Raw genomic sequence first — 26,652 nt, 5'->3', positions numbered from 1 at the left:
CCCCTATATTTAAATGATTATTGAATTAACATAACTTGCTTATCTTGTTTTTTCATACTACGCGTAAAGGCTGTTACCCCTGTTCTTGCAATTTCTTTCAAACCGTATGGACGAAGTAATTCAATTAATGCTTCTACTTTCTCCTGTGTACCTGTTACTTGCACAACTATGGAATCCTTTCCAACATCTATTACAGCGGCTCGAAACGGTTCAATTAAACTGTATAATTCCGCCCTCGCTACCGAAGTGGCTACTTTAATAAGTGCAAGTTCTCTTGCAATCATCGCTTCTTCTGTAATATCTGATACTTTCAAAACATCAATTTGCTTATGCAGTTGTTTAATTAGCTGCTCAACTTGCTGTTCATTTTCAACGTGTACAACAATCGTCATCCGCGATATGTCCGATGATTCCGTATGACCTACTGAAATACTTTCAATATTAAAATGTCTTCGTGTCATAACACCTGTAATTCGGTTTAACACACCACTTTGATTTCGAACTGTTGCTGTAACAATTCTCTTCACCTTTTTTCCACTCCCTCCATTTGGTGAACACCTTTCCCTGGCGCAACCATCGGCATTACCTTTTCTGATTGAAGTACACGGCAATCAATTACGACCGGTTCTTGTAATTCAATTGCATGCTGCAATTGTTTCTTCGCAAGAAGTGGATCATCTATGCGAACTCCTTTTATGCCATACGCATTCGCAAGAGCAACGAAATCTGGTTGGCAAGGTAGTAAAGAGTGCGAATATCTTTTGTTATAAAATTCATCTTGCCATTGTCTTACCATTCCTAAAGCTTCATTATTTAAAATAAATACTTTAACAGGTAAAGAGTGTTCTTTTAACACACTTAATTCTTGCAGTGTCATTTGAAATCCAGCGTCACCAACAATTGCAATAACTAGTTCTTCAGGCTTTGCAATTTGTGCACCAATTGCTGCAGGAAATCCGAATCCCATCGTTCCTAATCCTCCTGAAGTTACCCATTTATCTGGATTTTTTAGCGGATAATATTGGGCTGCCCACATTTGATGTTGCCCCACATCTGTTGTTACAATCGCTTCTCCTTTCGTAATTTCATATAACATATCAATTGCATATTGAGGCTTAATACTTTCAGAATTTCGTTTATAAGAGAATGGATACTTTTCTTTTCTATTCTTTAATAAAGAGATCCACTCATGATGATTTTCTGTCCTTCCTTCTGATTGAAGTAATACTTGGAGCGCTTGCTTAGCACTTGCAACAATAGGAATTTCAGTCGGCACATTTTTTCCGATTTCTGCTGGATCAATATCAATATGCGCGACAGTCGCCTCCTTAGCAAAATAAGCTAAATTTCCAGTAAGACGATCATCGAATCTCGCACCTATATTAATGAGTAAGTCGCATTCATATAACGCCATATTCGCTGTGTAAGAACCATGCATTCCTCCCATCCCTAGAAAAAGCTCTTCATCTGGTGGAAAGCCACCAAGACCAAGTAATGTATGCACAACAGGAATTTCGTATTTACGAGCAAAACTTGTTAATTCTTTCGAAGCTTTCGCATGCAATACACCTGCTCCAGCTAAAATTAATGGCTTGTTTGCAACTCTAATTGCTTGTAATAATTTGTTTATTTGAAGTAGATTCGGTTCATAATTCGGGTTGTATCCTGGTAAATCCATTTGCGCATCACTACATCGTTCGCCTTGCTCTACTACCATATCTTTCGGAAGGTCAATAACGACTGGCCCTGGTCTTCCTGTTCTCGCAATATGAAATGCTTCTTTAATAATTCGAGGTAAATCTGAAGCCTTTCGCACTTGATAATTATGTTTTGTCACCGGCATCGTAAGCCCCATAATATCGGCTTCTTGAAAAGCATCACTTCCAATTAATGTTGTCGCTACTTGCCCTGTAAATACAACAAGTGGTAACGAATCAATCATCGCATCTGCTAGACCAGTAATCACATTTGTAGCACCCGGTCCACTCGTTGCAATGACAACCCCTGGATTGCCAGTAATTCTGGCATATCCTTCAGCAGCGTGAATAGCACCTTGTTCATGCCTTGTTAAAATATGCGGAATTTCACAGTCATAGAGTGCATCATAAAGAGGTAAAACAGCACCACCAGGATAACCAAAAATCACTTCTACTCCTTCCTTTTCTAGCGCTTCTAACAATAGCTGTGCACCAGTTGCCAGTTTCTCTTCCGTTTTTGAAGACATTGTTCTTATAAGCCCCCTTTTAAAAACTTTTATCAATAAAAAAAATCCTACGTCCACACTCCAGCTATGTGCTGAAGGGACGAAAGATTTCGCGGTACCACCCTTCTTTGCAAGAATACTCTTGCCTCAGTGACCCATAAAATGAGTCTAGCTAGTAACGGAGCTACCGTCTAAGCCTAGACAAATGCTTCAGCTTAGCACTCAAGGGCGATGTTCGTCGACGTGAACCATCGGTTTCCAGCAACCACCGACTCTCTGTGAGGCTTCACAATCAACTACTCCTCCCTATCAACGCTTTCTTATGTTATAAAAAGTTGTTATCCAACTTTATTTTCTTCGTAAATTTTCTCTCCATCTTCTATAACTAACTTTCGAAATTCTTCTAGTAAACGATTCGTATGTGGACCCGTTTGCCCTAAACCAATCGTTCTACCATCTACTGTCGTAACAGCAATTACTTCAGCTGCTGTTCCTGTTAAAAATACTTCATCAGCTACATATACGTCATGTCTTGTAAATAACTCTTCTCTAACGTCATATCCAAGTTTTTCACCAATTTCTAAAATAGCGTTTCGTGTAATGCCTTCTAACGCTCCAGCAGAACTTGGTGGTGTAATTAATTTATTTCCTTTTACAATAAATACGTTATCCCCTGAGCCTTCAGCTACGTATCCTTGATCATTTAACATAAGCGCTTCTTGTACTCCAGCCAATTTCGCTTCGATGCGAACTAAAATATTGTTTAAGTAATTTAAAGATTTTACTTGAGGCGACAATACATCTGGACGGTTTCGGCGCGTTGCAACTGTTACAACTGGAATCCCTTTTTCATAATATTCTTGCGGGAATAAAGATAGTTGCTCTGCAATTACTACTACATTCGGTTTTTTACAAGAATCAGGATCTAACCCAAGATTTCCTGCTCCTCTCGATACAACTAGGCGAATGTATCCATTAGATAATTTATTTTGTCGAATCGTCTCAACAACAATATTCGTTACTTCATCTAAAGAATATGGAATTTCTAACATGATGGATTTTGCTGATTCATATAACCGGACAAGATGCTCTCTCAAACGGAAAACATTACCGCTATAGACTCTAATTCCTTCAAATACTCCATCTCCATATAAATAACCATGATCATATACTGATACTTTTGCCTCGTCTTTTGGAACAAATTCTCCATTTAAGAAAATCCATTGCTCGTTCACTGGAAAGCGCCTCCTATGTTCTATGAATTTTTTATTGTTTCCTAGTTTACTCTCCTTTCTAAATAAATCAAGTGAATTTTTAGAAAATTTATAATTTTTATTCGTACGTACATCTTTAATTATATTGATTTAACAACATTGTTAACGTTTACAAAAAGTCAAAAAATTTTTTTCGTCAATTTCCATTAAAAAAATATTTGTTTAAAAGAAGGATTTTCGTCAATTGATACGAATCTATTGTATTCAATAAACGGACGTCCGTTTTTATAAATTCGGGAATATACAACGACTTTTGCTGAAAAAGGGGGGAAATAATAAAAATAACGCTGTCTAAAAATAACATTCATATTTTTCATTTCGGAATCATAATCCTATTTTTAAAAAACAATTTGTCAAAATGAAGGAGGAAATCAATATGGCGTGTGTACAAATTAAAGGAACGAGACAAGAGGTAGTAGAAATGCTTCAACTATTCGATCTAATGGATACGAAAGGTTTTTGTAAATTCGATAATTATGTAGAGGTAGAACCAAATAATAAAGAACATAACAATTTTATTGCTTCCATCGACATCCATTCAAATACTTCTTCCGCCCAAGATACTTTAAACGATCAATTCGTAAGCCAAATGCTTACTGGTGTATATAACGACTAAATAAAGTCGTACTTTAATCAGACTACCCGTAAATAACAGATAAATATATGCTTCCTACCGTCTTTGTATAAATATATACGATGAACTTGAGCATACTAACAACTAGATGGTAGGAGGTGAGAATTATGGCTAAAATTGGTGTTGAAAATTCGTTAACAGATGTCCAACAAGCTCTTCAGCAACAGGGGCATGAAGTCGTTACAATTAACTCGGAACATGACGCACAAGGATGCGACTGTTGCGTTGTAACTGGGCAAGATTCTAATATGATGGGTATTGCAGATACATCAATAAAAGGATCGGTAATTAACGCCCACGGTTTAACAACAGATGAAATTTGCCAGCAAGTTGAGAGCCGCATTTAAATTCCATACAAAAAAGAAAGAGGACTCCTTCTGAAAAGGAGTCCTCTTTTTTATATTCACCTAACGGGAAAGTAACATATACTGGATGAAAGCCCTACCTCTCTCTCATCATTACGGTTCCACTGACCGCTCCTTGATTCACTAGTATACCTATAAAGCCTATAATTATAATTTATAGGGTTTGTTCACAAAAGTTGTTGGTAAAACTACCCGATCTTTCGCAAACTTTTCGTATTATATTTATAAGATTTATTTACTTTACACTAGCTGTAACCGAGACACGAATTAAAATTTTAACATCAATATAACAACTTGTCAACATTTTTCACAAATTTAAAACAGACAATAACGGTTTGTCTGTTTTAGAATGGAGCTTTTTCTTTTATTACATATACAACAAAACCGCTTACTAACATACATAAGCCAACTACTAAGTTTTTGATATTAATCATAAATTCCTCTCCCTTATTCCACACATCATATATATTTACAGTTCAATTATTCCGATCATCCTAAAGCGCACTTTTTCTAATATATCATAATTCCTAAAAAATGCAAGTTCACTTTTAGCGACCATTTACAAATTTATCTACAGTGCTTGGTACGGTATTTAAAGCTTTTTCAATTAAATGTGTACTACTATTGAGATGTAATACTTGCACACCGTTAGAACCAACTACTAAAAAAGCAACTGGGCTAATAGAAACCCCAGCCCCGCTTCCGCCTCCAAATGGATGACTTTGCTTATTCTCTTTATGCTGCCCTTGTCCATTATTATGTTTTTCGGAAATAAATTCACCTTTAAAGTCACTTCCTCCAGCTCCAAAACCAAAGGCCACTTGAGATACTGTTAATACTACATTTCCGTCAGCTGTTGAAACTGGACTTCCAACAATCGTATTTACATCTACCATCTCTTTTAAATTTGTCATTGCTGTTTTCATTAAATTTTCAATTGGATGTTCCATTATGTATTGCACCCTTTCCTCATTATTCTTTTTTATACTTTCCAAAATAGAGGAAGTCATACTAACTTTTCCTATTTCAAAAAAACAATCTTCACCTTTTAAATGGATATTACTCCCTGTACATACTCGGATAAAAAGGAAAAAGAGATACATACTACTATTGAACCTTGTTATGAAAGGAGTCATGACTTTGACTGAGAAATTTGATGAGTATAAAAAAAGAGATAGAATAGATAGTGATTATAGTGACTATAAAGAAGAATATGCAGCTGAGGTTGCACCACAGCGCATTGATTATGATTACGATGAGAAGGAACATAAAGATGATGTAAGATCGTCCGCTGCTGGATCAACGGCTGGCTTTATCGCTCTTGCCTTATCTATCTTATCACTTTTCACCTTCCCAACATTATTCGGTCTTGTTTCTGTACTACTAGGTATTTACGCTTATAATCGCGGAGCTACTGTAACTGGTGGTATCGCTGCGATTGTCGGCGGAATTGCAGCACTCATTGCAATTTTATTCCGAGTAGCGCTTATCGGCTTATTGTTCTCCCTCTTTTAAAAAGAAAAAGGTATCTCGCTTATGCGGGATACCTTATCCTGTAAATACATCTTCTGACGGATATTTAATTTTTTGTTTTGCTGGTCGCGCTAAAGAAAATACAAGTGTTAACGGTCCGATTAATCCACAAAACATAACAAACATAATCATACATTTTCCAAACGCTGATAACTTTGCAGTAATTCCCATCGTTAATCCTACCGTTCCAAACGCTGAAATTGTTTCAAATAGTAACTGAATAAAACTGAAGTCTTCTGTAAGCATTAACATAAATACTGCTGCAAAAATAAGGATTTGACTAGCAACGGCAATTGCTAATGCTCTCGTTACTGTCGACATTTTAATTGTGCGCTGAAATAATACGATTTCCTCTTTCTTTCTAAAGAAAGAAAGAACAGATGTAACTAAAATAACAAACGTTGTTAATTTAATCCCTCCACCTGTTGATACACTTCCTGCACCAATAAACATTAAAACCATCGTAAATAATATAGATGATTCTTCCATTCCCCCGTAGTCAACTGTATTAAATCCAGCCGTACGAGGAGTAATCCCTTGGAAAAAAGAAGCCCATAACTTTTCATTTAACGGTAAATTCCCTAACGTCTTCACATTATTATATTCCAATACAAAAATCACAATCATCGCTATCACATTTAGCGCTACCGTTCCAATAATCATGATTTTGGAATGAAGCGATAGTTTTCGAAAACTCCGGCTATACCATATATCAATTAGTACGGTAAATCCGAGACCACCTATTACGATTAAAGAGCAAATCCCAATATTAATAATCGGATCGCCTACATACCTTGTTAAATTATCCGGCCATAGAGCAAATCCAGCATTATTATAAGATGCGATCACGTGAAAAATACTATAGTATAAACCTTTTCCAAAGCCAAACTCTGGAATAAAACGAAATGATAAAAAGATGACTCCAATAAACTCAATACAAATTGAAAATATAAAGACACGTTTTACTAATTTTACGAGACCACCTATATTTGTCTGATTAAACGCCTCTCCAATTAATAAGCGATGACGTAATCCGATTTTTTTACCTAATACCCAAACAATTAAAATGGCAATTGTCATAAGACCTAAACCGCCCGTTTGAATTAAAAACATAATTACAATTTCGCCAAACATCGTAAACGTACTTGCAGTATCTACTACTCCCAAACCCGTTACAGTTGCTGCTGATGTTGCCGTAAAGAAAGCATCTACCCAACTAATATGTACTTTCGTTGCGAATGGTAACTTTAATAACAAACCGCCAACCACAATTAAGCAGAAAAAACCTAATGCTAATATTTGTGGTGGATTTAATCGTATAAAACGATTATACAGCCTTTGTCTTTTTGTTACTTCCATATTCACTAGCTCCCTTTTTTCCCTCATAACTAAAGGCTTATAAAAAACCTTAAATAGCAGGATAAACCTTATATTCTTATAATATAGTTGAGCATAATCCTTTTTTTCATAGTTTTCAACTGTTATTTATACTCGAACTTCACTTCATTTATGAAAAGACTCTTTCTATTATAAGTATCCTTACTCTATAACTCTCACAACAATCATTTTATATGTATCATTGCTTAAATCCTCATATCTTTCACTCTATGTTCACATAGGGGTCACATCTATCTTTTATAGTATATGTATCGGAGCTGTTCCTCCCTAATTTATAAGACATTCCCCAGTGTCTTGAACAGCTTTCCATCCCTAATTAAATTGACATAAATTGTCCCCTTCCTTTGGCCATCCTGTGTGATGGTCTTATTTTTTTGTCTTTCTATCTTCTATTTAAAACTCCCTCTCTCTTTCACTCTATGTTCACACGGGCGTCACATCCACATTTTATAGTATATGTATCGAAGTTGTTCCTCCCTAATCTATAAGACATTCCCCAGTGTCTTGAACAACTTCCATCCCTAATTAAATTGACATAAATTGTCCCCTTCCTTTGGCCATCCTGCGTGATGGTCTTATTTTTTGTCTTTCTATCTTCTATTTAAAACTCCCTCTCTCTTTCACTCTATGTTCACACGGGCGTCACATCCACATTTTATAGTATATGTATCGAAGTTGTTCCTCCCTAATCTATAAGACATTCCCCAGTGTCTTGAACAACTTCCATCCCTAATTAAATTGACATAAATTGTCCCCTTCCTAGACCATCCTGTGTGATGGTCTATTTTGTTTTCTAAATAGTTTATTTAGCTTTTTCTGCTTACTTTCGTAAAAGCAATCTATATTTAAATAGATACTTTTCATGCAAAATATTCAGAAAATATTGTCAAAATAGGTAGTTTTTCGGTACAATTAATGTAGAAAGTAATTTCACAAAAATAAGGAGGGGGTTTTATTGAAACAAACAAAAGCAATCTTAATTGCATTATTTCTCGGTTTAGTTGTCGGACTCACTTTAAATTTAGCTGCACCATCCATTTTTGAACCATTAAATCAATATGTGTTCAATCCACTTGGTCAATTGTTTATTCGCCTCATTAAAATGCTAGTTGTCCCTGTTGTATTCATTTCTATCGTACTTGGAGCTGCTGGTCTTGGGGACCCGAAGCAACTTGGAAGAATCGGTTTAAAATCAATTTCATTCTTTCTTGTAACTACAGCCGTTGCCATCTCTATTGCAGTTACATTTGCACTGATTATACAACCAGGATCTGGTGGTAATTTTAAAACCGAAGGGCTTAAATATGAAGGTGCAAAAACCGAAACATCTTTCGTCGATACATTGCTAAATATCGTACCAGATAACCCAGCAAAAGCGATGGCTGATGGAAACATGTTACAAATTATTGCCTTTGCCGTATTAATTGGACTTGGTATAGCTATTTTAGGAAAACGTGTCCAAAGTATTCATTCATTACTTGAACAGGGCAACGAATTAATGATGTATCTCGTTAATCTCGTTATGAAATTAGCTCCAATCGGAACATTTGGGTTGCTTGCTTCATCCGTCGGTAAAATGGGTCTTGCAGGCGTCGCTGCGATGTTCAAGTATATGATTGTCGTTATGCTAGTACTTATTATTCACGGCGTCTTCGTATATGGTGGCTTATTAAAAGTATTAGCAAAAGAAAGCATTGTCCGTTTCTTTAAACATTTCGGACCAGTAATGGCGATTGGATTTAGTACATCTAGCTCTAATGCATCTCTTCCATTTGCAATGAAAACCGCACAAGAGAAGCTTGGTGTTCCAAAAGCAATCAGCTCTTTTGTACAACCACTAGGTGCAACAATTAATATGGATGGTACTGCCATTATGCAAGGTGTAGCAACTGTATTTATCGCTCAAGTATACGGCGTTGAACTTACTATTTCCCAACTAGCTGTAGTCGTATTAACTGCTGTACTAGCTAGTATCGGCACTGCTGGTGTACCAGGTGTTGGCCTTGTAATGCTGACGATGGTTTTAAATCAAGTCAATCTACCGGTAGAAGGTATTGCCTTAATTATCGGTATTGACCGCATTCTAGATATGTCAAGAACAGCTGTAAATATTTCTGGTGATGCAATTTGTGCAATGATTGTCGCAAAATCAGAAGAAAAATATAATACAGATCAATCTGCCGCATCTTAAATCAAAAAAAGGAGTGAAATGATTCACTCCTTTTTTGATTTACTTCCCTTTTTCGAACGATATTCTTTTCCTTTATTATCGTTACCAGTTTCAAATTCTGCACTAAACTCTTGTTGAAATTGCCCTGATTTCGGTGAGCCTTGATTTCCGCTCCCTTTACTACCATTTCGATTTGTCATATTTCTGCCCCCTTCCTTTATTAGTAGTATGTTACATATTTTCTTTTTTATAATCTTTTACATACGAAAAAAGACCTTCCTCATATAAGGAAAGTCTTCTTTTCCGGAGTGTAAGCGTTTTCTTACTTATAATAACTTAAATAAGTTTTTTAGAAATAGATATCATTATATTCATTTCTTCTTCTGAGAGCGTAGAAAATCTTTCTTGCAAATATTGTTTTTTTGCACCTTCCATTTTTGCAACTAAATCTTTTCCTTGTTCAGTAATCTCCAAATATACAACTCGGCGATCTGACGTAGAACGTGAACGAGTTACAAAACCTTTATTAATTAATTTTTCTGTAACAGCTGTAATATGACTATTCGACACATTTAACTCATTCGCCACACGTGATACCATTTCTTTATTCGTACGATTCAATATTCTAAGAACGATGAACTCATTCCACGGTATGTAACCACCAAATATTTTTCCAATATCATTACGCAACGTGCGGAACATAGCAAAAACATTTGTCGATAGTTCTTCCATTAATTGCTCTCGATTTTGAGACAACTTTGACAGCCCCTTTTATTTCATTTGATTAAATAAAAACCTTATTAATAATTTTACATGAAATCTTACTTTTTGTCACCTTATTTTCCCATAATTCGTAGTTTTTTAATAGATATTTCATGATAAAATGAAGTTGAATTTCCAAAAAAAGGAGTTAGGATAATGGGTGAAGAAGACAAATTTTCGAATTTCAATCTAAAAGATAAAACTTTGATTATTGGTTTTGTTATTCTGTTCCTCATTGTAATTTTTGCATTTATATTTTTTGTATATGTAGGAATCTTTCATATTACTGGTGTAGAGTATAGGTCGCGCACTGCCTTACTTCTATTTTTTTTATTAATTACTTTCTTAGACGGTATTACATTTTTCATCTTCGGTTTCTTCAAGGCACTGCTATATCCAATGACACAAAACATGCCAAATTGGCTTTCTATTACTCTTTTCGCAATCATTGAAATTACGCTAGATTGGTTCGTCATTCATACCGCTGACGATTGGATAGAGAGCGTGCAACTATCCAACATAGCTGAATTATGTGTCGTACTATTCTTTTTCCTATTAAGTAAATTATTAAGTGACAAGAAAGAGTAAGAATACAAGCTTTTCTATATAAAAATTGGTACAATGAAAACAAATCATACGAAAGAGGTGTTACTTATGAACTTACAAAAATGGGCTGATAAAGGTATGTCCTTTGATACATATGTGAATGAAATGAAAGTAAATCAATACGAGCTACTGCACATTTACAATAACTTTTTAATTCCAAATGAATTACTTCCTGTATTAGAAGAACGTCAAAATGATGGCTGGCGTGTTATCGTATTAACAGCTGATTGGTGTGGCGATGCTCTTTTATGCGTGCCTGTTATGAAACGAATTTCTGAAGTTGCAAATATTGATATGTCATTATTAATTCGCGATGAAAACTTAGAATTAATGGATCAATATTTAACAAACGGAACAGCACGTGCGATTCCAATCTTTATTTTCATTGATAAAGATGGAAACGAACAAGCCGTTTGGGGACCACGTGCTCCAAAAGTACAAGAGTTAGTAACTTCAATGCGCGCTACATTGCCTGAAAAAGAAGATCCAACATTCGAAGAGAAACAAAAAGAAATGTACGCTAATTTCCGTGCCACATTAGCTGATGACACTTCTCTTTGGGAACATGTAATGGAAAGCATGATTGAGAAAGTAGTAAAATAAAACCTGCCGATTTCGGCAGGTTTTTTATTAAGCAAAATTACAATCCTTTTTCTGAGAATATGCAGCATCTACGCACTCTGCTAACCGTTCCATTTCACCCATATATACTGCACGGGTCATCCATCCAGTCAACTTATACATAATCTTATATAAAAAATTCTTCGGTTCAAATTCTATAATTAAAGTAAGTGATGTACCTTCCTCATCCTCTTCTAACATATAAGTTGCGGCTGTATAGCCTTGCTTCATTTCACATCCAATTGATACGATATAAGGTGCTTCACACTCTAAAATTTCTGCCTCAAACTCATATATTTTCTTCCCCATCTTTTGCACGGATATATATTTATCACCTTCACGAGGATTATTTACATCTACATGTGGCGGATACCTATTTTCCACCATAAAGGTACTCCATTCCATTATTTTCTCGTCATTATTTACATAATCAAATACAACATCAATTGGTGCTGGAATTACTATTTCTATTGCAAAACTCACTAAACTGCCCCTCTCAAATACACTATCGATTTCCTTAAAATTATTATATCGACATCATTATGTCATATTTCATATGGTGAAATACAAGTATATGAGAGTAAAAATTTTCTCTCACGATAAAAAACACCCTATAGAATAGACTTTTTTCAAATGTCTATTCTATAGGGTGTTACCAAGAATTTATTTCTTACATAATGAAGAAATAGAATACCGCAGCTAAAATGAAACGGTAGTAAGCAAACGGTGTTAGTTTTACACGAGATAATAATTTTAAGAATGAAACAATTGCAAGCATTGCAACAACGAACGCCGTAATAAATCCTGTTGCAAATAGCGGTATATCAGCCGCACTTAATATATCCCAGCTTTTAATTAAATCTAAGCCACTTGCAGCTACCATCATTGGTACTGCTAAAATGAATGTATATTCAGCTGCCGCTGTATGTGACACGCGAGCTAATAAACCACCACTTATTGTAGAACCAGAACGAGAAAATCCTGGCCAAAGCGCTAAACATTGGAACATTCCGATTGTAAATGCTTGCTTATATGTGATTTCATCTAATGTTCTTGCTGTACTTGGTTTCGAAAACTTCTCAGCAACAATCATTAAAATACCACCAGCCACTAAGCTAATGACAACTGGGCCTGGCCCAAATAAAACTTCTTTAATCGCACTATGGAACAATACGCCAAGTACGCCGGCAGGAATCATTCCGATAATAATATGTAATAAATTTAACGATGGTCCGTCTGTTACTTTCCCTATACCTACTAAAGACCATAGACGCTTCCAAAATATAACTACAACTGCTAAAATCGATCCCAATTGAATAACAACTTCGAAAACTTTCGCTCTCTCATCGTCAAATCCAAGTAAATGACCTGTTAAAATCATATGCCCTGTTGATGAAACTGGTAAAAACTCTGTTAACCCTTCAACAGCACCCATGATTATTCCAATTAACCAATCAGCCACGAGTAGTGCCTCCTTAATAACTAATAATATGTAATTTTTTCATACCTTACCATAATACCTTATCCCCTTTCAAAGTGCATCCTTTTTTATAGTCAAACCGTAGTTTTAATAAGCTTATTCCTTTTCTATTTTTTGATTAAATTGTATGATAGTAAGAGTTTTCTTTTTTACGTAGAAAGGGGATTTTATGAAAGAAACTAGTACATTCTCACAAAAATTAAAGCAATTTGTATTACTATTTTTCCCGATTTTTATTACCCAAATGTCATTATTTGCAATGAGCTTTTTTGATACAACAATGTCAGGACATGCAAGCCCTATTGATTTAGCAGGGGTTGCTATCGGAACGAGTATATGGATTCCAGTTAGTACGGGATTAACAGGTATTTTGATGGCTACAACTCCAATTGTTGCGCAACTCGTTGGATCCAAGAAAAAAGAAGATGTTCCCCAAGTCGTCATACAAGCAGTCTATTTAGCAATTTGCGCTAGCTTCGTCGTTATGCTTATTGGATTTTTCGCTGTTACACCCATTTTAAATGGCATGCGATTAGAAGAACCGGTAGAACGTATTGCAGCACAATTTTTAAGTATTATCGCAATCGGAATTATTCCTTTATTTACTTACACTGTTTTACGTGGATTTATTGATGCATTAGGAAAAACTCGCACAACGATGATTATTACGTTACTATCATTACCTATTAACGTAATATTAAATTATGTATTAATTTTTGGGCATTTCGGTTTTCCAAAACTCGGTGGTGTCGGAGCAGCAATTGCTTCTACAGCAACCTATTGGTGCATTTTAATTATTACCGTTATGATTATTCGTACGAAAGAGCCTTTTGCATCTTTCCATATTTTTAAACAGTTATATCGCCCTTCTCTTTCTAGTTGGAAAGAGTTCTTAAAACTTGGCGTCCCTATCGGATTTGCTATCTTTTTTGAAACGAGTATTTTCGCTGCAGTAACACTTATGATGAGTAATTTTAGTACGACAACAATCGCAGCTCATCAAGCAGCTATGAACTTCGCTTCCTTGCTATATATGACGCCTTTAAGTTTAGCAATGGCAATGACTATCGCTGTTGGATTCGAAGTTGGAGCGAAACGATATAATAACGCAAAACAATATGGGTTTATTGGGATTGGCTTAGCACTTGCATTCGCCCTATTATATTCCATTCTTCTTTACTTCTTTGATGATGAAATTGCTTCTATTTATACGACAGATATACAAGTTCATCATTTAGCAAAAGAATTTCTTATATTTGCGATTTTATTTCAAATTTCAGATGCAATTGCAACTCCTGTACAAGGGGCACTACGTGGTTATAAAGACGTAAACGTTTCCTTAATTATGACATTAATCGCTTATTGGGTAATCGGTCTCCCTCTCGGTTACATATTAGCAACGTATACGGACTGGGCAGCAAAAGGATATTGGATTGGTCTTATTATCGGTTTAGCATTTGGCGCCACCTTCCTTCTTATCCGTCTCTTTCAAGTTCAAAGAAAATATACAATAGAAAACCGCCGCTCACGATAGAGGGCGGTTTTCTTTATGCATATTTTTTCTTTAAACGTATAACATAATGAAAAAGAAAGGTGGATACATATGGACGAAAAAGAAAAAAAGCAATCATTCGACGAAGAATTCGCCCCTGAAATTTCACCTGGATATCGGCAAGATGTACATAAGCCACCTAAATATAAAAACACTTCGTTTTTAATGGGTATTACCATTTTTGCTGCTGTATTACTCGTGCTTATCATTTTCGTTTATTTTTGATGAAAGGTGGTTTATTATATGAAGAAACAAAATTCCAATCGTTCAAAAAGAATTGTGAAAACAGAAAAAGGGTATGCAGGTGATTCGGTTCTTACTCAGAAACAAGTCGAGCAAGGAAATTTATATATTGCTCAAAAAGAAATTGGTCAACAAAATGAAAACCTTTAAAATCCCTCGAAGAGCTGGGGGATTTTTTATACCGCTATTTATAGCATATTTATGGTACTGGTTCATGTTTCTCTTTATTGTACGTACTGTTTTTGTTCTAACACTTTAAATATATGATTAACCTTTACAATTTTCATTTCATAATTCAATTTCATTTCGCTTCTCTTACCATTTTCAGTACCCGCCACGTACGCTACAGTTTGATAGAGAAAACTTTCATCCGTCACTTCACGTATCTCCTCGTTTGTAAATTTATACTCTAAATCCTGAAAACGATTTGGATAATAATTTTTTATTAATTGCTCATACCCTCTATTTACAAATATTTCTTCACCTTTTCGTTTCACATCTTCTTTATTATGAAATTCAAAAACTGATAGTTGTTCTGCCGCAAAATGTTCTCCTACCTTTTTCATTTCATTATGAGTTAAAACTTCTATGCTTTTGTTCTTTAATTCCTTATTTAATCCGTACTGATCAATCGGTTTATAGCTAGCAAAAACTTCTTCTTTATATGACCAAAACAGTCCAAAAACGATACATAGAGAAATGATTACTATTCTTTTCTTCGTAATTCTCCCGCCCTTCTTCATAATGATAGTTATATTTTAACATATAGAAAGAAAATTCTGATATCATGGAGTGGAATAACTTAACTTAGAAACGAGGAACAATTATGGACTCTTACAAACAATATATTAAAGAAGCTCTACCTAATCTTTCTATACATTCCTATAAACAAAATGAGGAAGGATGGGATAATGTAGCGATTATAGTAAATGATGAGCTACTGTTTCGTTTCCCGCGAAAACAGGAATATGCAATGCGAATTCCATTAGAAAAAGAACTATGCACACTTCTCTCTTGTTCACTACATGAAATTGAAGTTCCAAAGTATCACCTATTCTATGAAAAGAATACTGATGCTATTCCGCTTTGTAGCTACTATACTCTCATTCATGGTGAACCTTTAAAAACAGAAATAGTTACTACACTAGAAAAACAAGAACGAAAAGCACTTATTACACAATTAGCAACTTTCCTTGCTGCTCTACATAGTATTCCTTTAAAAAGTGTTACAGCGTTAGGATTCCCTATTGAAAAAACACTTACCTACTGGAAAGAGCTACAAGCTAAATTAAATGAGTATGTTACTAACAGTCTAACTTCGTTCCAGAAATCAACCTTAAACCGTTTATTCGAGAATTTCTTTGCCTGTCTAGCTACATCTAAATTTCAAAATACAATCATTCACGCCGACTTTACACATCATCACATTTTATTTGATAAACAAAATAAAACCATTTCAGGGGTTATCGATTTTGGTGATGCTCAAATTGGAGATCCTGCCTTTGATTTTGCTGGGCTATATTATGATTTCGGACATGAATTTACTACATCAGTATATGAACAATACAGTACACTTACTTCACACCATGATCCATTACTCATTCACCGCATCACAAGTTTTTATCAATACAGTCCTTTACTACATAATATGATTTATAACTTTGAAACAAAGAATGAACTTGAATTTCTAGCAAGTATAGAACAACTGAAAGTAATACTGCAGGGATGAGATTACATTCTCTCCCTATATTCCCTCTCCTCATACATCATTAACTTTTTATCCATTTCAATAATGACTTTATATAGTTGAAATGCTTGTAAAATTTGCAGTTGAATCCCAAAAGGAGCATTCTGTTCTTTTAACCATTGAAATACTTGCGTTTCATCTTTCATTGATTATTCCTCCCTTTATTAAAATCTGCTACAAATATACGGTACATGATGAAAAGCTTTTCATGTCAATAACAAAAAAGAATGCAACATTGCATTCTTTAATGTACGATATTTTTCTTCTGTTTCGCTTCTTTCTTTACTTCTTCCCCTTGGCATTCACTACGAAATGCACAACTTATACACTCAGAACGAAAATGACGCTCTGTATAATGCTCAGGTTGCTGTAACATTTCTTTCATTCTAGATAAATGAGCCATTCCAGTTACAATATCTTCCGGTTTCGGAATGTAGTCATACGTAGTTCCTTCTATTAAATTAATAACTTCAATTTTCCCTGGAAGAATGCCGAAAGCTTTATAACTAAATACTGTCATTAACTTTTGACAAAGAGCAAGCATTTCCTCATCCGCATCGACAACATACTTTTTAATTACAAACGACTCAGTACTCCACTCACCAACTTCTAATGTCAATGACATGTGGACACCTAACTCTTCCATATATGTTTGAAATTTTTCATATAAAAATAACGGCGGTGTCTGACTATCATCTCTTTCAACAAACTGTAATAAGTGATCCGTTAGCTTCGCTAACACAATGTAATACTCCATCTTCGAAGCAAACATATTAATCCTTACTTTTTTCCAATACTTTTCTATTAATATTAAAAGTACAATTTTCGTTTGTTGGCCTGCCGGTAGTGTGTAATATTCGTTAATAATTCGATTCACAATCATTTGTGCGATTTGTTGCCATTCAAACGAAGAAGGTTCTCTTCTTTTTATATGACGAAAATAAAATTTATGCGGACAACGCATAAAATCATACAAATGATAATCTGTCATCGTTTTAATTGCGATTTTCTCATGCACTTGCTCTTCATCTCCCTTCTGCCATTAAGAAAGGTGTTTTACAAATTCAGCTCCAAACTGTAAACATTTCTCTACATCTTCATCTTCTGGCGTTAATTCTACTTTTAATCCTTCTAACACAACTTCTGCCCCGCGTTCTTTTAGCTTTTCTATTAAAATGTCAACTGCCACGCCATATTTTGGATAAGCCGAATCACATGATCCGAATACTGCCGCTTTTTTCCCAGTTAAATCAATAGAATCCATTGCGTCATAAAAATCTAAGAAATCATCAGGAAGGTCACCATCTCCCCAAGTGTATGCACCTAAAATAATTCCATCATACTGTTCTAACATAGAAGCTTCTGGTGAATCCATAATATCAATCACTTCAATTTCATTTTCAGTTTCACGAATCACGCCGGCAATATGATCAGCCATTTCCTCTGTATTTCCACTCATGCTTGCAAAAATCATTACTAACTTACTCAACTGAACCTCTCCCTTTACTTTGTATCTCTTGTTCTGTTTGAATGCTCTTCTTCTCATCTACATATTCAGAACGAATTACATTTCGTTGCCATTCCATATGCTGATCAACTTCTTTATTTTTATCTTTTAATCCCCTCCGTAGAAGGTGAAATTTTTTTCTCATTAACATGTCGCATCCATCCTATTGATAATAATTATCAATTTCAACTACTTTTAGATTAATTGACATTGATTATCACTGTCAACAACTTTTTTAAAAAAAATGATTAAAATGTACAAGCTTGTCCGTTAGCTATTCATATACTATAAATGAGCATAGTTCTTTCTCAGCCCTCTCTGACGGAAAGAAATAAAAGCAACTGCGATAGAGCGCAGTTGCCTTTTTTTATCCCACTTTAATGGGCAGTAAAACCCCCACTGATTAAAGTTTCACTTTATACTTTTCTATGATTTCAATAATCTCATTGTTGTCTCTAAAAATAATTCCACTCCATAAATGAGAGCTGATTCATCTACATCAAATTTTGGATGATGATGCGGGTAGCAAGTATCTATCTTTTTATTACCAGTCCCTAATTTAATAAAACAACCAGGTGCTTTTCTTAAATATGCCGAAAAATCTTCTCCTCCCATAGAAGGTTCAAGCTTCACAACACGCTCATTTCCAAACAAATATAGTGCACTTTCTTCTACTACTTTCGTAATATATTCATCATTAATAACCGGATCATATCCATATCGATACGAATATGTATACGCCCCTCCATGTGCTTCTGTAATTCCTTTCACGATTTTCTCAATTTTCTCTTCGGCTTCTATCCTTAATGCTTGATTAAATGAACGAACAGTTCCCATTAAAGTTGCTGCACTAGGAATAATATTATCAGCCATCCCCCCATGAAACTGCGTAACCGAAACGACTCTTTGCATAAAAGCACTTGTATTTCTTGATACAATATGTTGTAAATTTGTAATAATCTGTGCTCCGATAGCAATAGGATCTATCGTTTCTTCTGGCCTCGCCGCGTGCCCTCCTTTCCCTTGAATTTCAACTGTAAATACGTCTGGTGCAGCCATCATCGGCCCATACGCAATGCCTATCTTCCCGCTCTCAAGTCCTGACATAACATGTAAACCTATTACATAATCAACACCATCCATTACGCCTGCTTCAACCATTTCTTGTCCCCCGCCGGGATACACCTCTTCTGCATGCTGAAAGAATAGACGAATCTCACCTACAAAATTTTCCTTTATATTTGATAGTACTTCTGCTGTACCCAACAAAATAGCCGCGTGAGCATCATGCCCACATGCATGCATTACACCTTTATTCACAGACGTATAAGATTTACTTGTCTCCTCTTGAATTGGCAACGCATCTATATCAGCTCGAATCGCAATCACTTTCCCTTGTTCGGTTCCTCTTTTAATTGCTAGTACACTATACTTCGTCGGTCTCGTTACTTCAAAAGAAGAAAATGAGCATACTGTATCATATATAAATTGCGAAGTTTCTTTTTCATGAAACGATAATTCTGGATACTTATGGAAATACCTTCTCCATTTCACGATATTTTCTTCCGAAATTAGATTCTTCCACACTCTATCCATGATAATTTCCTCCTTTTTAAAAGGGCTAAAAATGTAAAAGTTTACTTCGTCTCGAATGACTCATAAGCACAAATACTATATTTTACGTATTCTTCTAGTCCACTTTTATGTATTCACACAATCCACTTCCTATTTACATATCAAATCCATTACAAATTGATGCTGAATGTAATATAATTGCTAAGTTAGGGATTTTCTTTTTTAGTATTTAGTGCTAATATCAGAAAAGAGCCTTTTGACTTATTTTTACCTAAAATGTGGAATTTTGTTTTTTTCACAATAATGTAGGACATGATACCTACAAAGAGCTATTATTTCATTAAGAGAGGGAAAGACATGGAAAGATTAAAAGAGATATGGTCTCGACCACTCACACAATGGGTTGCAAAGACGGTTTATTACCTTGCAATTTTATTTGCATTACTTTGGTTGTATGGATTCCATGATACAAACACAAGTACATTTATTTACAATGAATTCTAGGGTGGGAACGTTATGAAGTTATTAGAACAAATTGAAAAGTGGGCTATTGAAACGCCTGATCAAACTGCTTTTGTTTGGCGAGATGCGAAAATTACGTACAAACAATTAAAGGAAGATTCTGATGCGTTAGCACATTGGATTTCTTCTGAGTATCCAGATGATCGTTCACCAATTATGGTGTATGGCCATATGCAACCTGAAATGATTATTAACTTTTTAGGATGTGTAAAAGCTGGACATGCTTATATTCCTGTAGATTTATCTATCCCAGCTGATCGTGTACAACGTATCGCTGAAAATTCTGGTGCGAAACTACTTTTATCAGGAACTGAAGTAACTGTAACTGATTTACCAGTTCGCATTGTAAGTGAGGACAACTTAAAAGATATTTTCTTTACTCATAAAGGGAACACTCCAAATCCTGAACATGCGGTAAAAGGTGATGAGAACTTCTACATTATTTACACATCAGGAAGCACAGGTAATCCGAAAGGGGTTCAGATTACTTATAACTGCCTTGTAAGTTTTACAAAATGGGCTGTAGAAGATTTCAACTTACAAACGGGGCAAGTATTCTTAAACCAAGCACCTTTCTCATTCGATTTATCTGTCATGGATATTTACCCATCATTAGTAACAGGTGGTACACTTTGGGCAATCGATAAAGATATGATTGCACGTCCAAAAGACTTGTTTGCTTCTCTAGAGCAATCGGATATACAAGTATGGACTTCCACACCATCTTTCGCAGAAATGTGTTTAATGGAAGCATCTTTCTCTGAGAGTATGCTACCGAACATGAAAACATTCTTATTCTGCGGTGAAGTGTTACCAAATGAAGTAGCTAGAAAATTAATTGAGCGTTTCCCAAAAGCAACAATTATGAATACGTACGGTCCAACAGAAGCTACTGTCGCTGTAACAGGTATTCACGTTACAGAAGAAGTGCTTGATCAATACAAATCACTTCCAGTTGGCTACTGTAAATCAGACTGCCGCCTTCTTATTATGAAAGAAGATGGAACGATTGCACCTGATGGTGAAAAAGGTGAAATCGTAATTGTCGGTCCAAGCGTAAGCGTTGGATATTTAGGAAGCCCTGAATTAACAGAAAAAGCATTTACTATGATTGACGGTGAGCGCGCCTATAAAACAGGCGATGCTGGCTATGTTGAAAATGGTCTTCTATTCTATAATGGTCGTCTTGATTTCCAAATTAAGCTGCATGGTTATCGAATGGAATTAGAAGAAATTGAGCATCATCTTCGTGCGTGTTCTTACGTAGAAGGAGCAGTTATCGTTCCAATTAAAAAAGGTGAGAAATACGATTATTTATTAGCGGTTGTTGTTCCTGGAGAACATTCATTTGAAAAAGAATTCAAATTAACATCTGCAATTAAAAAAGAACTCAATGAGCGATTACCAAACTACATGATTCCACGTAAATTCATGTATCAATCTTCTATTCCAATGACACCAAATGGAAAGGTAGATCGCAAAAAATTATTGAGTGAGGTTACAGCATGACCGCATATGGATCATTTTATTTTTTCGCTATAGTGGGCATTTTATTAATACCTACTATCATAGCTGGATTAAAAGGTAAAATGTTGCGTAAATATAATGCAGTATTAACATTAGTCATGATCGCTATTATCTTCTCAGATAAACCGAAGCAAGCGATTATGTTAGCCGCATTTATTATTTGGCAATATGCCCTAATTAAAGGCTATTTAATTTTAAGAAAACAAAATAATAGTACATTCATGTTTTGTATAGCTGTTATTTTATCGATTTTGCCACTTATTTTGGCGAAAATCGCACCATTTGTACCTGAATTGCATTTTATTGTTTTCGCAGGTATGTCTTATGTAACATTTAGAGCTGTACAAATGGTCTTTGAAGTTCGTGATAATTTAATTAAAGAACTTTCCTTCTTTAATTTCTGGGAATTCGTTTTATTCTTCCCTGCGATTTCAAGTGGACCTATCGATCGTTATCGTAGATTCCAAAAAGATATCCAAAAGCCACCTAGTGCTGAGGAATATCAAAATTTACTATATACAGGGCTTAATCGTATTTTCCAAGGTTTTCTGTATAAGTTTATAATCGCGCACTTGATAACAACATACCTTGTAAAGGCAGTATTCGCCAATCAAGATACACTTTTATCTAATGTGATTTTTATGTACGCTACTAGCATGCAGTTATTCTTTGACTTTGCAGGTTATAGTGCGTTCGTAATTGGTATCAGTTATATGATGGGAATTAAAACTCCTGAAAACTTTAATAAGCCATTCCTTAGTCGTAATATTAAAGACTTCTGGAACCGCTGGCACATGAGTTTATCATTCTGGTTCCGTGATTTTATTTACATGCGTTTCGTCTTTTTTGCAACGAAGAAAAAGTTAATTAAGAACCGTTACACTATTTCGTATATCGGGGCATTTTTAAACTTCTTCATTATGGGAATTTGGCACATCCAAGGAAGCGCTGTTGCGCAGTATGTTATTTATGGTCTATATCATGCCGCACTGTTTATTTTATTCGATATTTTTGAACGAAAAAACAAGAAGCATAAGTTTTGGCCAAACAATAAATTTACACACGTCCTTGCGATTGTAATTACGTTCCACGTTGTATGTTTCGGTTTCCTCATTTTCTCTGGACACCTTAACAGATACTTTTAATGCACCCTTCTTATACCATTAAGAAGTTGCACATATAATATATTTCGGATATAAAGGAGATTTTAAAAATGGCAGAATTCAAAGAGCAAGTATTAGATATTTTAGAAGAAGTATGTGAAAACGATATTGTAAAAGAAAACTTAGATGTTCAATTATTTGAAGAAGGTATTCTTGATTCTTTCGCTGTAGTATCTTTATTAGTTGAATTCCAAGAGCGTTTAGATATTGAAGTTTCTATTTCTGATTTTGACCGTGACGAGTGGGCTACTCCAAACATGGTTATTAAGAAGTTGGAAGAAATCCGATGAACAAAGCAAAATTTGGTCCGATGCTTTTAGCATTGGCCCTTTTTGCTGTATTCTTACTTATTCCAACGCGCTTCCTACTTCCACTTTTAAGTGATGAAAAAGTAGAACAAGCTGCCACTTCTTTAAAAGAAGAAAAGATTCAAAGTATGATTTTACAGCAAAAGATGTTAGCAGACTCGAAATACCTTCCGATGTATGGTTCATCGGAATTCGCACGTATGGATGCTTACCATCCATCAAATTATTTCAAAGTAAAGCCTGAAGGATTCACACCATTCCTACTTGGACGTGGCGGAACACAAGACCTTGTACATGTATTAAACTTTGCATCTACGATGGATCAATTGAAGGATAAGAAAATGGTATTCGTTCTTTCTCCGCAATGGTTTGTGCCACAAGGTATTGATGAAACACACTTTGCACCTAACTTTTCAAAGCAACAAGGTTACCACTTCATTTTCAACGATGATGTAAAACCTGAAATGAAAAAGCAAATTGCAAAGCGTTTATTAAACTTTGAGATCGTTAAGAAAGAAACTTTACTTAAAATTTCGCTTGAAGGTATCGTTTACGATGATACAAAGCATAAAATAAAAGCACTTGCTGCTAAACCTTTCGCTTATATTTATCGTAACATTTTAGATCGTAAAGATTTATTTACAGCTATGTTTAATATTAAACCGCATAAAGAAAAACTTGACCCGTCATTAAAACAAATGAGCTGGGAAGAGGCTCGTAAACATGCAGATCAAACAGGTGCAGCAGAATCTGGATCTAACAATTACGGTATTGAAGATGGTTACTTCAACAGCAAAATCAAGAAGAAATTAAAGCAACGTGAAGGCTACTTAAAAAATGATGCTTATGATCAATCGCCAGAATATGAAGATTTACAAATTGCACTTGATTTATTAAAACAATCTGGTGCAAAACCACTCTTCATTTCTGTTCCTGTAAAAGGTCCTTGGTACGATTACGCTGGCTTCCCGAAAGAACGCCGAGAATTGTACTATAAGAAAGTTCATGAGCAAATTGAGAAAGCTGGCTATCCAATTGCCGACTTCTCAAATCATGAGTATGATAAATACTTCTTAAAAGATCACATGCACTTAGGTTGGAAAGGCTGGGTTTATATTGATGAAGCCATCCAACAATTTTATAAAGCAAACTAAAGAAAAGACCGCTTGAATTATTCAAGTGGTCTTTTTCTATATATATTTTGCAATTGTTCAATTACGTTATCTGCTTCTTTCATCACTCTCTCCACTACATGCTGAGCTGATTCTATTCGTGCTAATGATGACGCTTGTCCTGCCCAAAGTGACATATATTCTCCATTATTTTGCTTTGCTGCTTGTTGGCGTATTTTAGAGGTTAATACATTTTGCACCGGATACATCGGAAGGTCTTCTTCTTTCCCTTCATGCTTCTCTATAAATTCATTACGAATACCTCGTGCATATTTCCCGGAAAACGCACGAGTCACAGTTGTACTCGTATCTGTACTACGTAAAACCGCTTTTTTATACACGTCATGCGTAATACTCTCTTCACTCGTTAAAAAGGCTGATCCCATTTGAACAGCTTCTGCTCCCAGTGTAAATGCTGCAACAAGCCCTTGCCCGTTCATTACACCACCTGCTGCAACAATCGGGATATGCGGAACTGCTGCTACTAACTGCGGAATTAATGCGAACGTCCCAATCATAGCGTCCTGTTCTTTCCCGATAAACGTTCCTCTATGGCCCCCTGCCTCACTACCTTGACCGACAATAATATCTACTCCTAATTCAGCAAGTACTTTCGCCTCTGCCACATGAGTAGCTGTTCCGATGACTTTTATTCCGCTTCTTTTCAAGTCATTTATTTCTTCTTTTTCTAACGTTTGAAATGCAAAGCTAACGACTGGCACGTTTTCTTCTACTAACACTTGTAATTGTTCTTTATAACTTTTTGGAAGCTTTAACTGTTCTTCTTCCTCTATACCGAATTCTCTATTCACTCCGCTAAGTAATCCCTTGGCCAAGTTTATCTTCTCTTCTTCTATTTGTATCTCTTTCGTTAATAGTAAATTAACACCGAAAGGCTTATCTGTTCGTTCCCGTATTTTATAAATCGCTTCACGAATTTGTTCTGGGCTCATATAGCCTGCTCCAAGCGTTCCTAATCCTCCGCTATTACTCACAGCTGCAACGAGTTCTGGCGTTGTAATCGCACCCGCCATACCGGCTTGAATGATGGGATACTTAATTTGTAATGTATCTATAACTCGACTTGTAAACATCATTTCTCCTCCTATTCCCTTTATATCTTCTTTATTTGACAAACTTTCCCCTTCTTTTACAAGGATTGAACTTCCTATGAAGCGAATATATTGAAAGTGAAGGAGGCTGAAAACAATGATATATCCAAATGCATTACAACAAGGTGATACAGTAATGATTATTGCACCGTCCGGCCCACCAACAATTGAAAATGTATTAAAAGGTGTAAAGGTATTACAAGAAATGGGTTTATCTGTAGTAATCGGGAAGAGTGTCTATGAGAAATATGGATATTTAGCTGGAAGGGATCAAGTCCGGCTCAATGACATACATGAAGCATTTTCAAATCCTGAAGTAAAGGCTGTTTTCTGTGCACGAGGTGGTTACGGTAGCGCTCGTCTCCTCCCTCACATTCAATATGAAATCATTCGGCAAAATCCAAAAATCTTTTGGGGATATAGCGATATTACAGCTTTACATACTGCCTTTTCACGTTATGCAAAGCTTGTTACTTTTCATGGCCCAATGGTAGAAGAATTAGGTAAAGGTGTAGATTCTCTTTCTTTATCTTCTTTCAACCAACTATTTCACCCATATTCAACCATCTTATCTGCTTCAGAATGTATCGTACCTAGCTCTTCCCGTACAGTTACAGGTCAGTTAGTTGGAGGCAATTTAGCGGTGTTAACGAGTATCATTGGCTCCTCCTACGAGATAAATACAGCCAATAAACTTTTATTGCTTGAAGACATTGGGGAAGAACCATATCGCATTGACCGTATGTTAAATCAGCTACTTTTATCTGGAAAGTTTCATGAATGTAGTGGTGTTATTTTTACAAGTTGTCATGACTGCACTCCTTCTAAACCATCTCAATCATTGCAAACAATACTATATGAATATTTCACTTCATATGCTATACCTGTCCTATTCGGTTTACCGATTGGACATATAAGCCCAAACATTGGGATTCCTCTTGGAGCTACAGCGACAATAAATACAAATAATAAAACACTCTCTATTTCTTCTGGCATAGCCACTCCGTATTCAAATTAAAAAGGAAAAGCGATTATGCTTTTCCTTTTATCCCGCTTTAATGGGCAGTAAGACCCCCACCTCAAAATGCAGCGAAAGCAAAGAAGTTAGGTGGGGGGCGGGCTGCCCATTAAAGCCCGATTGGTTCAACTAATAATCAGTGGGGGATGAAGAAAACCCC

The 26,652-nt window shown here is 35.5% G+C and carries 33 protein-coding genes and 1 other annotated feature; of the genes, 16 read left to right on the top strand and 17 right to left on the bottom strand.

Annotation, left to right across the window (positions count from 1 at the left end; all coding sequences use genetic code 11):
• Positions 1-17 precede the first annotated feature (17 nt).
• The 3 genes from ilvN to ilvE form a co-directional block, all read right to left on the bottom strand.
• Complete coding sequence (ilvN, locus tag RTP99_RS00710; protein ID WP_000822948.1) at positions 18-527, bottom strand: acetolactate synthase small subunit; 510 nt, start codon at positions 525-527, stop codon at positions 18-20.
• On the bottom strand, positions 524-2,224 hold the full coding sequence (ilvB, locus tag RTP99_RS00705; protein ID WP_000095845.1) for an acetolactate synthase large subunit: 1,701 nt from the start codon (positions 2,222-2,224) through the stop codon (positions 524-526). Before ilvB ends, ilvN begins: the two co-directional genes overlap by 4 nt.
• 72 nt (positions 2,225-2,296) lie before the next feature.
• Positions 2,297-2,525, bottom strand: a binding site (T-box leader).
• Between the two features lie 16 nt (positions 2,526-2,541).
• Entirely contained in the window at positions 2,542-3,438 is an 897-nt protein-coding gene (ilvE, locus tag RTP99_RS00700) for a branched-chain-amino-acid transaminase (protein ID WP_001005497.1), read from the bottom strand.
• A gap of 415 nt (positions 3,439-3,853) precedes the next feature.
• On the opposite strand from ilvE, the gene RTP99_RS00695 reads away from it, so the two are divergent.
• Entirely contained in the window at positions 3,854-4,093 is a 240-nt protein-coding gene (locus RTP99_RS00695) for a DUF3911 family protein (RefSeq protein ID WP_000752504.1), read from the top strand.
• Positions 4,094-4,218: 125 nt separating this feature from the next.
• Positions 4,219-4,458 (top strand): YkuS family protein, encoded by a 240-nt coding sequence (locus RTP99_RS00690; RefSeq protein ID WP_001062581.1) that lies wholly within the window; start codon positions 4,219-4,221, stop codon positions 4,456-4,458.
• A 362-nt stretch (positions 4,459-4,820) separates the two neighbouring features.
• Here RTP99_RS00690 and RTP99_RS00685 read toward each other — a convergent pair whose 3' ends face one another.
• Entirely contained in the window at positions 4,821-4,910 is a 90-nt protein-coding gene (locus RTP99_RS00685) for a hypothetical protein (RefSeq protein WP_000608225.1), read from the bottom strand.
• A 114-nt stretch (positions 4,911-5,024) separates the two neighbouring features.
• Complete coding sequence (gene ytfJ / locus RTP99_RS00680) at positions 5,025-5,486, bottom strand: GerW family sporulation protein (RefSeq protein WP_001997038.1); 462 nt, start codon at positions 5,484-5,486, stop codon at positions 5,025-5,027.
• A 112-nt stretch (positions 5,487-5,598) separates the two neighbouring features.
• Here ytfJ and RTP99_RS00675 point away from each other — a divergent pair, with 112 nt between their 5' ends.
• Complete coding sequence (locus RTP99_RS00675; protein ID WP_001997037.1) at positions 5,599-5,991, top strand: imidazole glycerol phosphate synthase; 393 nt, start codon at positions 5,599-5,601, stop codon at positions 5,989-5,991.
• 33 nt (positions 5,992-6,024) lie between these two features.
• On the opposite strand, the gene RTP99_RS00670 is transcribed toward RTP99_RS00675, so the two are convergent.
• Positions 6,025-7,368 carry a TrkH family potassium uptake protein gene (locus RTP99_RS00670; protein ID WP_000454127.1) on the bottom strand — a complete coding sequence of 448 codons (1,344 nt, stop codon included), beginning with the start codon at positions 7,366-7,368 and terminating at the stop codon, positions 6,025-6,027.
• Between the two features lie 994 nt (positions 7,369-8,362).
• Here RTP99_RS00670 and RTP99_RS00665 point away from each other — a divergent pair.
• On the top strand, positions 8,363-9,598 hold the full coding sequence (locus RTP99_RS00665; protein WP_000814819.1) for a dicarboxylate/amino acid:cation symporter: 1,236 nt from the start codon (positions 8,363-8,365) through the stop codon (positions 9,596-9,598).
• A gap of 23 nt (positions 9,599-9,621) precedes the next feature.
• On the opposite strand, the gene RTP99_RS00660 is transcribed toward RTP99_RS00665, so the two are convergent.
• Entirely contained in the window at positions 9,622-9,777 is a 156-nt protein-coding gene (locus RTP99_RS00660; RefSeq protein ID WP_000184931.1) for a hypothetical protein, read from the bottom strand.
• 136 nt (positions 9,778-9,913) lie between these two features.
• The gene (locus tag RTP99_RS00655) at positions 9,914-10,333 is read right to left on the bottom strand and encodes a MarR family winged helix-turn-helix transcriptional regulator (protein ID WP_000081439.1); all 420 of its coding nucleotides are present in this window, start codon (positions 10,331-10,333) and stop codon (positions 9,914-9,916) included.
• Between the two features lie 162 nt (positions 10,334-10,495).
• Here RTP99_RS00655 and RTP99_RS00650 point away from each other — a divergent pair, with 162 nt between their 5' ends.
• On the top strand, positions 10,496-10,927 hold the full coding sequence (locus RTP99_RS00650; protein ID WP_000503436.1) for a regulatory YrvL family protein: 432 nt from the start codon (positions 10,496-10,498) through the stop codon (positions 10,925-10,927).
• Between the two features lie 33 nt (positions 10,928-10,960).
• On the top strand, positions 10,961-11,548 hold the full coding sequence (locus tag RTP99_RS00645; protein WP_116733374.1) for a thioredoxin family protein: 588 nt from the start codon (positions 10,961-10,963) through the stop codon (positions 11,546-11,548).
• A 27-nt stretch (positions 11,549-11,575) separates the two neighbouring features.
• Here the strand turns inward: RTP99_RS00645 and RTP99_RS00640 are convergent, their stop codons facing one another.
• Together RTP99_RS00640 and uppP are read right to left on the bottom strand one after the other, a co-directional pair.
• Positions 11,576-12,049 (bottom strand): SRPBCC family protein, encoded by a 474-nt coding sequence (locus tag RTP99_RS00640; RefSeq protein WP_000006436.1) that lies wholly within the window; start codon positions 12,047-12,049, stop codon positions 11,576-11,578.
• Between the two features lie 187 nt (positions 12,050-12,236).
• Positions 12,237-13,028: a bacitracin resistance undecaprenyl-diphosphatase gene (gene uppP / locus RTP99_RS00635; RefSeq protein ID WP_000796248.1), complete on the bottom strand. Its 792-nt coding sequence runs from the start codon at positions 13,026-13,028 to the stop codon at positions 12,237-12,239.
• A gap of 187 nt (positions 13,029-13,215) precedes the next feature.
• Here uppP and RTP99_RS00630 point away from each other — a divergent pair, with 187 nt between their 5' ends.
• From RTP99_RS00630 to RTP99_RS00620, 3 genes are all read left to right on the top strand, one after another.
• On the top strand, positions 13,216-14,580 hold the full coding sequence (locus RTP99_RS00630) for an MATE family efflux transporter (RefSeq protein ID WP_000665521.1): 1,365 nt from the start codon (positions 13,216-13,218) through the stop codon (positions 14,578-14,580).
• Between the two features lie 69 nt (positions 14,581-14,649).
• Positions 14,650-14,823 (top strand): hypothetical protein, encoded by a 174-nt coding sequence (locus RTP99_RS00625; protein WP_000343559.1) that lies wholly within the window; start codon positions 14,650-14,652, stop codon positions 14,821-14,823.
• An 18-nt stretch (positions 14,824-14,841) separates the two neighbouring features.
• A complete protein-coding gene (locus RTP99_RS00620; protein WP_000744619.1) occupies positions 14,842-14,991 on the top strand; it encodes a hypothetical protein in 150 nt (49 codons plus the stop codon).
• A 74-nt stretch (positions 14,992-15,065) separates the two neighbouring features.
• On the opposite strand, the gene RTP99_RS00615 is transcribed toward RTP99_RS00620, so the two are convergent.
• Positions 15,066-15,584, bottom strand: coding sequence for a hypothetical protein (locus tag RTP99_RS00615; protein WP_000715247.1), 519 nt, complete (start codon positions 15,582-15,584; stop codon positions 15,066-15,068).
• 83 nt (positions 15,585-15,667) lie between these two features.
• Here RTP99_RS00615 and RTP99_RS00610 point away from each other — a divergent pair, with 83 nt between their 5' ends.
• Entirely contained in the window at positions 15,668-16,570 is a 903-nt protein-coding gene (locus tag RTP99_RS00610; protein WP_000379001.1) for an aminoglycoside phosphotransferase family protein, read from the top strand.
• Between the two features lie 2 nt (positions 16,571-16,572).
• Here the strand turns inward: RTP99_RS00610 and RTP99_RS00605 are convergent, their stop codons facing one another.
• The 5 genes from RTP99_RS00605 to RTP99_RS00585 form a co-directional block, all read right to left on the bottom strand.
• Positions 16,573-16,734 (bottom strand): hypothetical protein, encoded by a 162-nt coding sequence (locus RTP99_RS00605; protein ID WP_000651114.1) that lies wholly within the window; start codon positions 16,732-16,734, stop codon positions 16,573-16,575.
• Between the two features lie 98 nt (positions 16,735-16,832).
• On the bottom strand, positions 16,833-17,606 hold the full coding sequence (locus RTP99_RS00600) for a hypothetical protein (RefSeq protein ID WP_000544549.1): 774 nt from the start codon (positions 17,604-17,606) through the stop codon (positions 16,833-16,835).
• A gap of 24 nt (positions 17,607-17,630) precedes the next feature.
• Positions 17,631-18,077, bottom strand: a complete 447-nt coding sequence (locus RTP99_RS00595; protein ID WP_000041158.1) for a flavodoxin — start codon at positions 18,075-18,077, stop codon at positions 17,631-17,633.
• Positions 18,070-18,246 (bottom strand): hypothetical protein, encoded by a 177-nt coding sequence (locus tag RTP99_RS00590; RefSeq protein ID WP_000929013.1) that lies wholly within the window; start codon positions 18,244-18,246, stop codon positions 18,070-18,072. The genes RTP99_RS00595 and RTP99_RS00590 overlap by 8 nt, the downstream gene beginning before the upstream one ends.
• Positions 18,247-18,521: 275 nt before the next feature.
• Positions 18,522-19,691, bottom strand: coding sequence for an amidohydrolase (locus tag RTP99_RS00585; protein ID WP_000376383.1), 1,170 nt, complete (start codon positions 19,689-19,691; stop codon positions 18,522-18,524).
• A 336-nt stretch (positions 19,692-20,027) separates the two neighbouring features.
• On the opposite strand from RTP99_RS00585, the gene RTP99_RS00580 reads away from it, so the two are divergent.
• From RTP99_RS00580 to dltD, 5 genes are all read left to right on the top strand, one after another.
• Positions 20,028-20,174 (top strand): teichoic acid D-Ala incorporation-associated protein DltX, encoded by a 147-nt coding sequence (locus RTP99_RS00580; RefSeq protein WP_000440293.1) that lies wholly within the window; start codon positions 20,028-20,030, stop codon positions 20,172-20,174.
• Positions 20,175-20,186: 12 nt separating this feature from the next.
• Entirely contained in the window at positions 20,187-21,701 is a 1,515-nt protein-coding gene (gene dltA, locus RTP99_RS00575; RefSeq protein WP_000770525.1) for a D-alanine--poly(phosphoribitol) ligase subunit DltA, read from the top strand.
• Complete coding sequence (gene dltB, locus RTP99_RS00570) at positions 21,698-22,864, top strand: D-alanyl-lipoteichoic acid biosynthesis protein DltB (protein WP_000127924.1); 1,167 nt, start codon at positions 21,698-21,700, stop codon at positions 22,862-22,864. Before dltA ends, dltB begins: the two co-directional genes overlap by 4 nt.
• A 68-nt stretch (positions 22,865-22,932) precedes the next feature.
• Positions 22,933-23,172: a D-alanine--poly(phosphoribitol) ligase subunit DltC gene (dltC, locus tag RTP99_RS00565; protein ID WP_000807310.1), complete on the top strand. Its 240-nt coding sequence runs from the start codon at positions 22,933-22,935 to the stop codon at positions 23,170-23,172.
• Positions 23,169-24,344, top strand: coding sequence for a D-alanyl-lipoteichoic acid biosynthesis protein DltD (gene dltD / locus RTP99_RS00560; protein ID WP_001030280.1), 1,176 nt, complete (start codon positions 23,169-23,171; stop codon positions 24,342-24,344). Before dltC ends, dltD begins: the two co-directional genes overlap by 4 nt.
• 17 nt (positions 24,345-24,361) lie before the next feature.
• On the opposite strand, the gene RTP99_RS00555 is transcribed toward dltD, so the two are convergent.
• Positions 24,362-25,456, bottom strand: a complete 1,095-nt coding sequence (locus RTP99_RS00555; RefSeq protein ID WP_000495254.1) for an NAD(P)H-dependent flavin oxidoreductase — start codon at positions 25,454-25,456, stop codon at positions 24,362-24,364.
• A gap of 115 nt (positions 25,457-25,571) precedes the next feature.
• On the opposite strand from RTP99_RS00555, the gene RTP99_RS00550 reads away from it, so the two are divergent.
• Positions 25,572-26,492 carry a S66 peptidase family protein gene (locus RTP99_RS00550; RefSeq protein WP_000640090.1) on the top strand — a complete coding sequence of 307 codons (921 nt, stop codon included), beginning with the start codon at positions 25,572-25,574 and terminating at the stop codon, positions 26,490-26,492.
• The last annotated feature ends 160 nt before the right edge of the window (positions 26,493-26,652 follow it).

Origin of the sequence: Bacillus sp. (in: firmicutes) (assembly GCF_031983925.1) — a bacterium.
GTDB lineage: Bacteria > Bacillota > Bacilli > Bacillales > Bacillaceae_G > Bacillus_A > Bacillus_A pacificus.
Note: the sequence above shows the minus strand (reverse complement) of the source record. Positions and strands in the feature narration are given on the sequence as shown.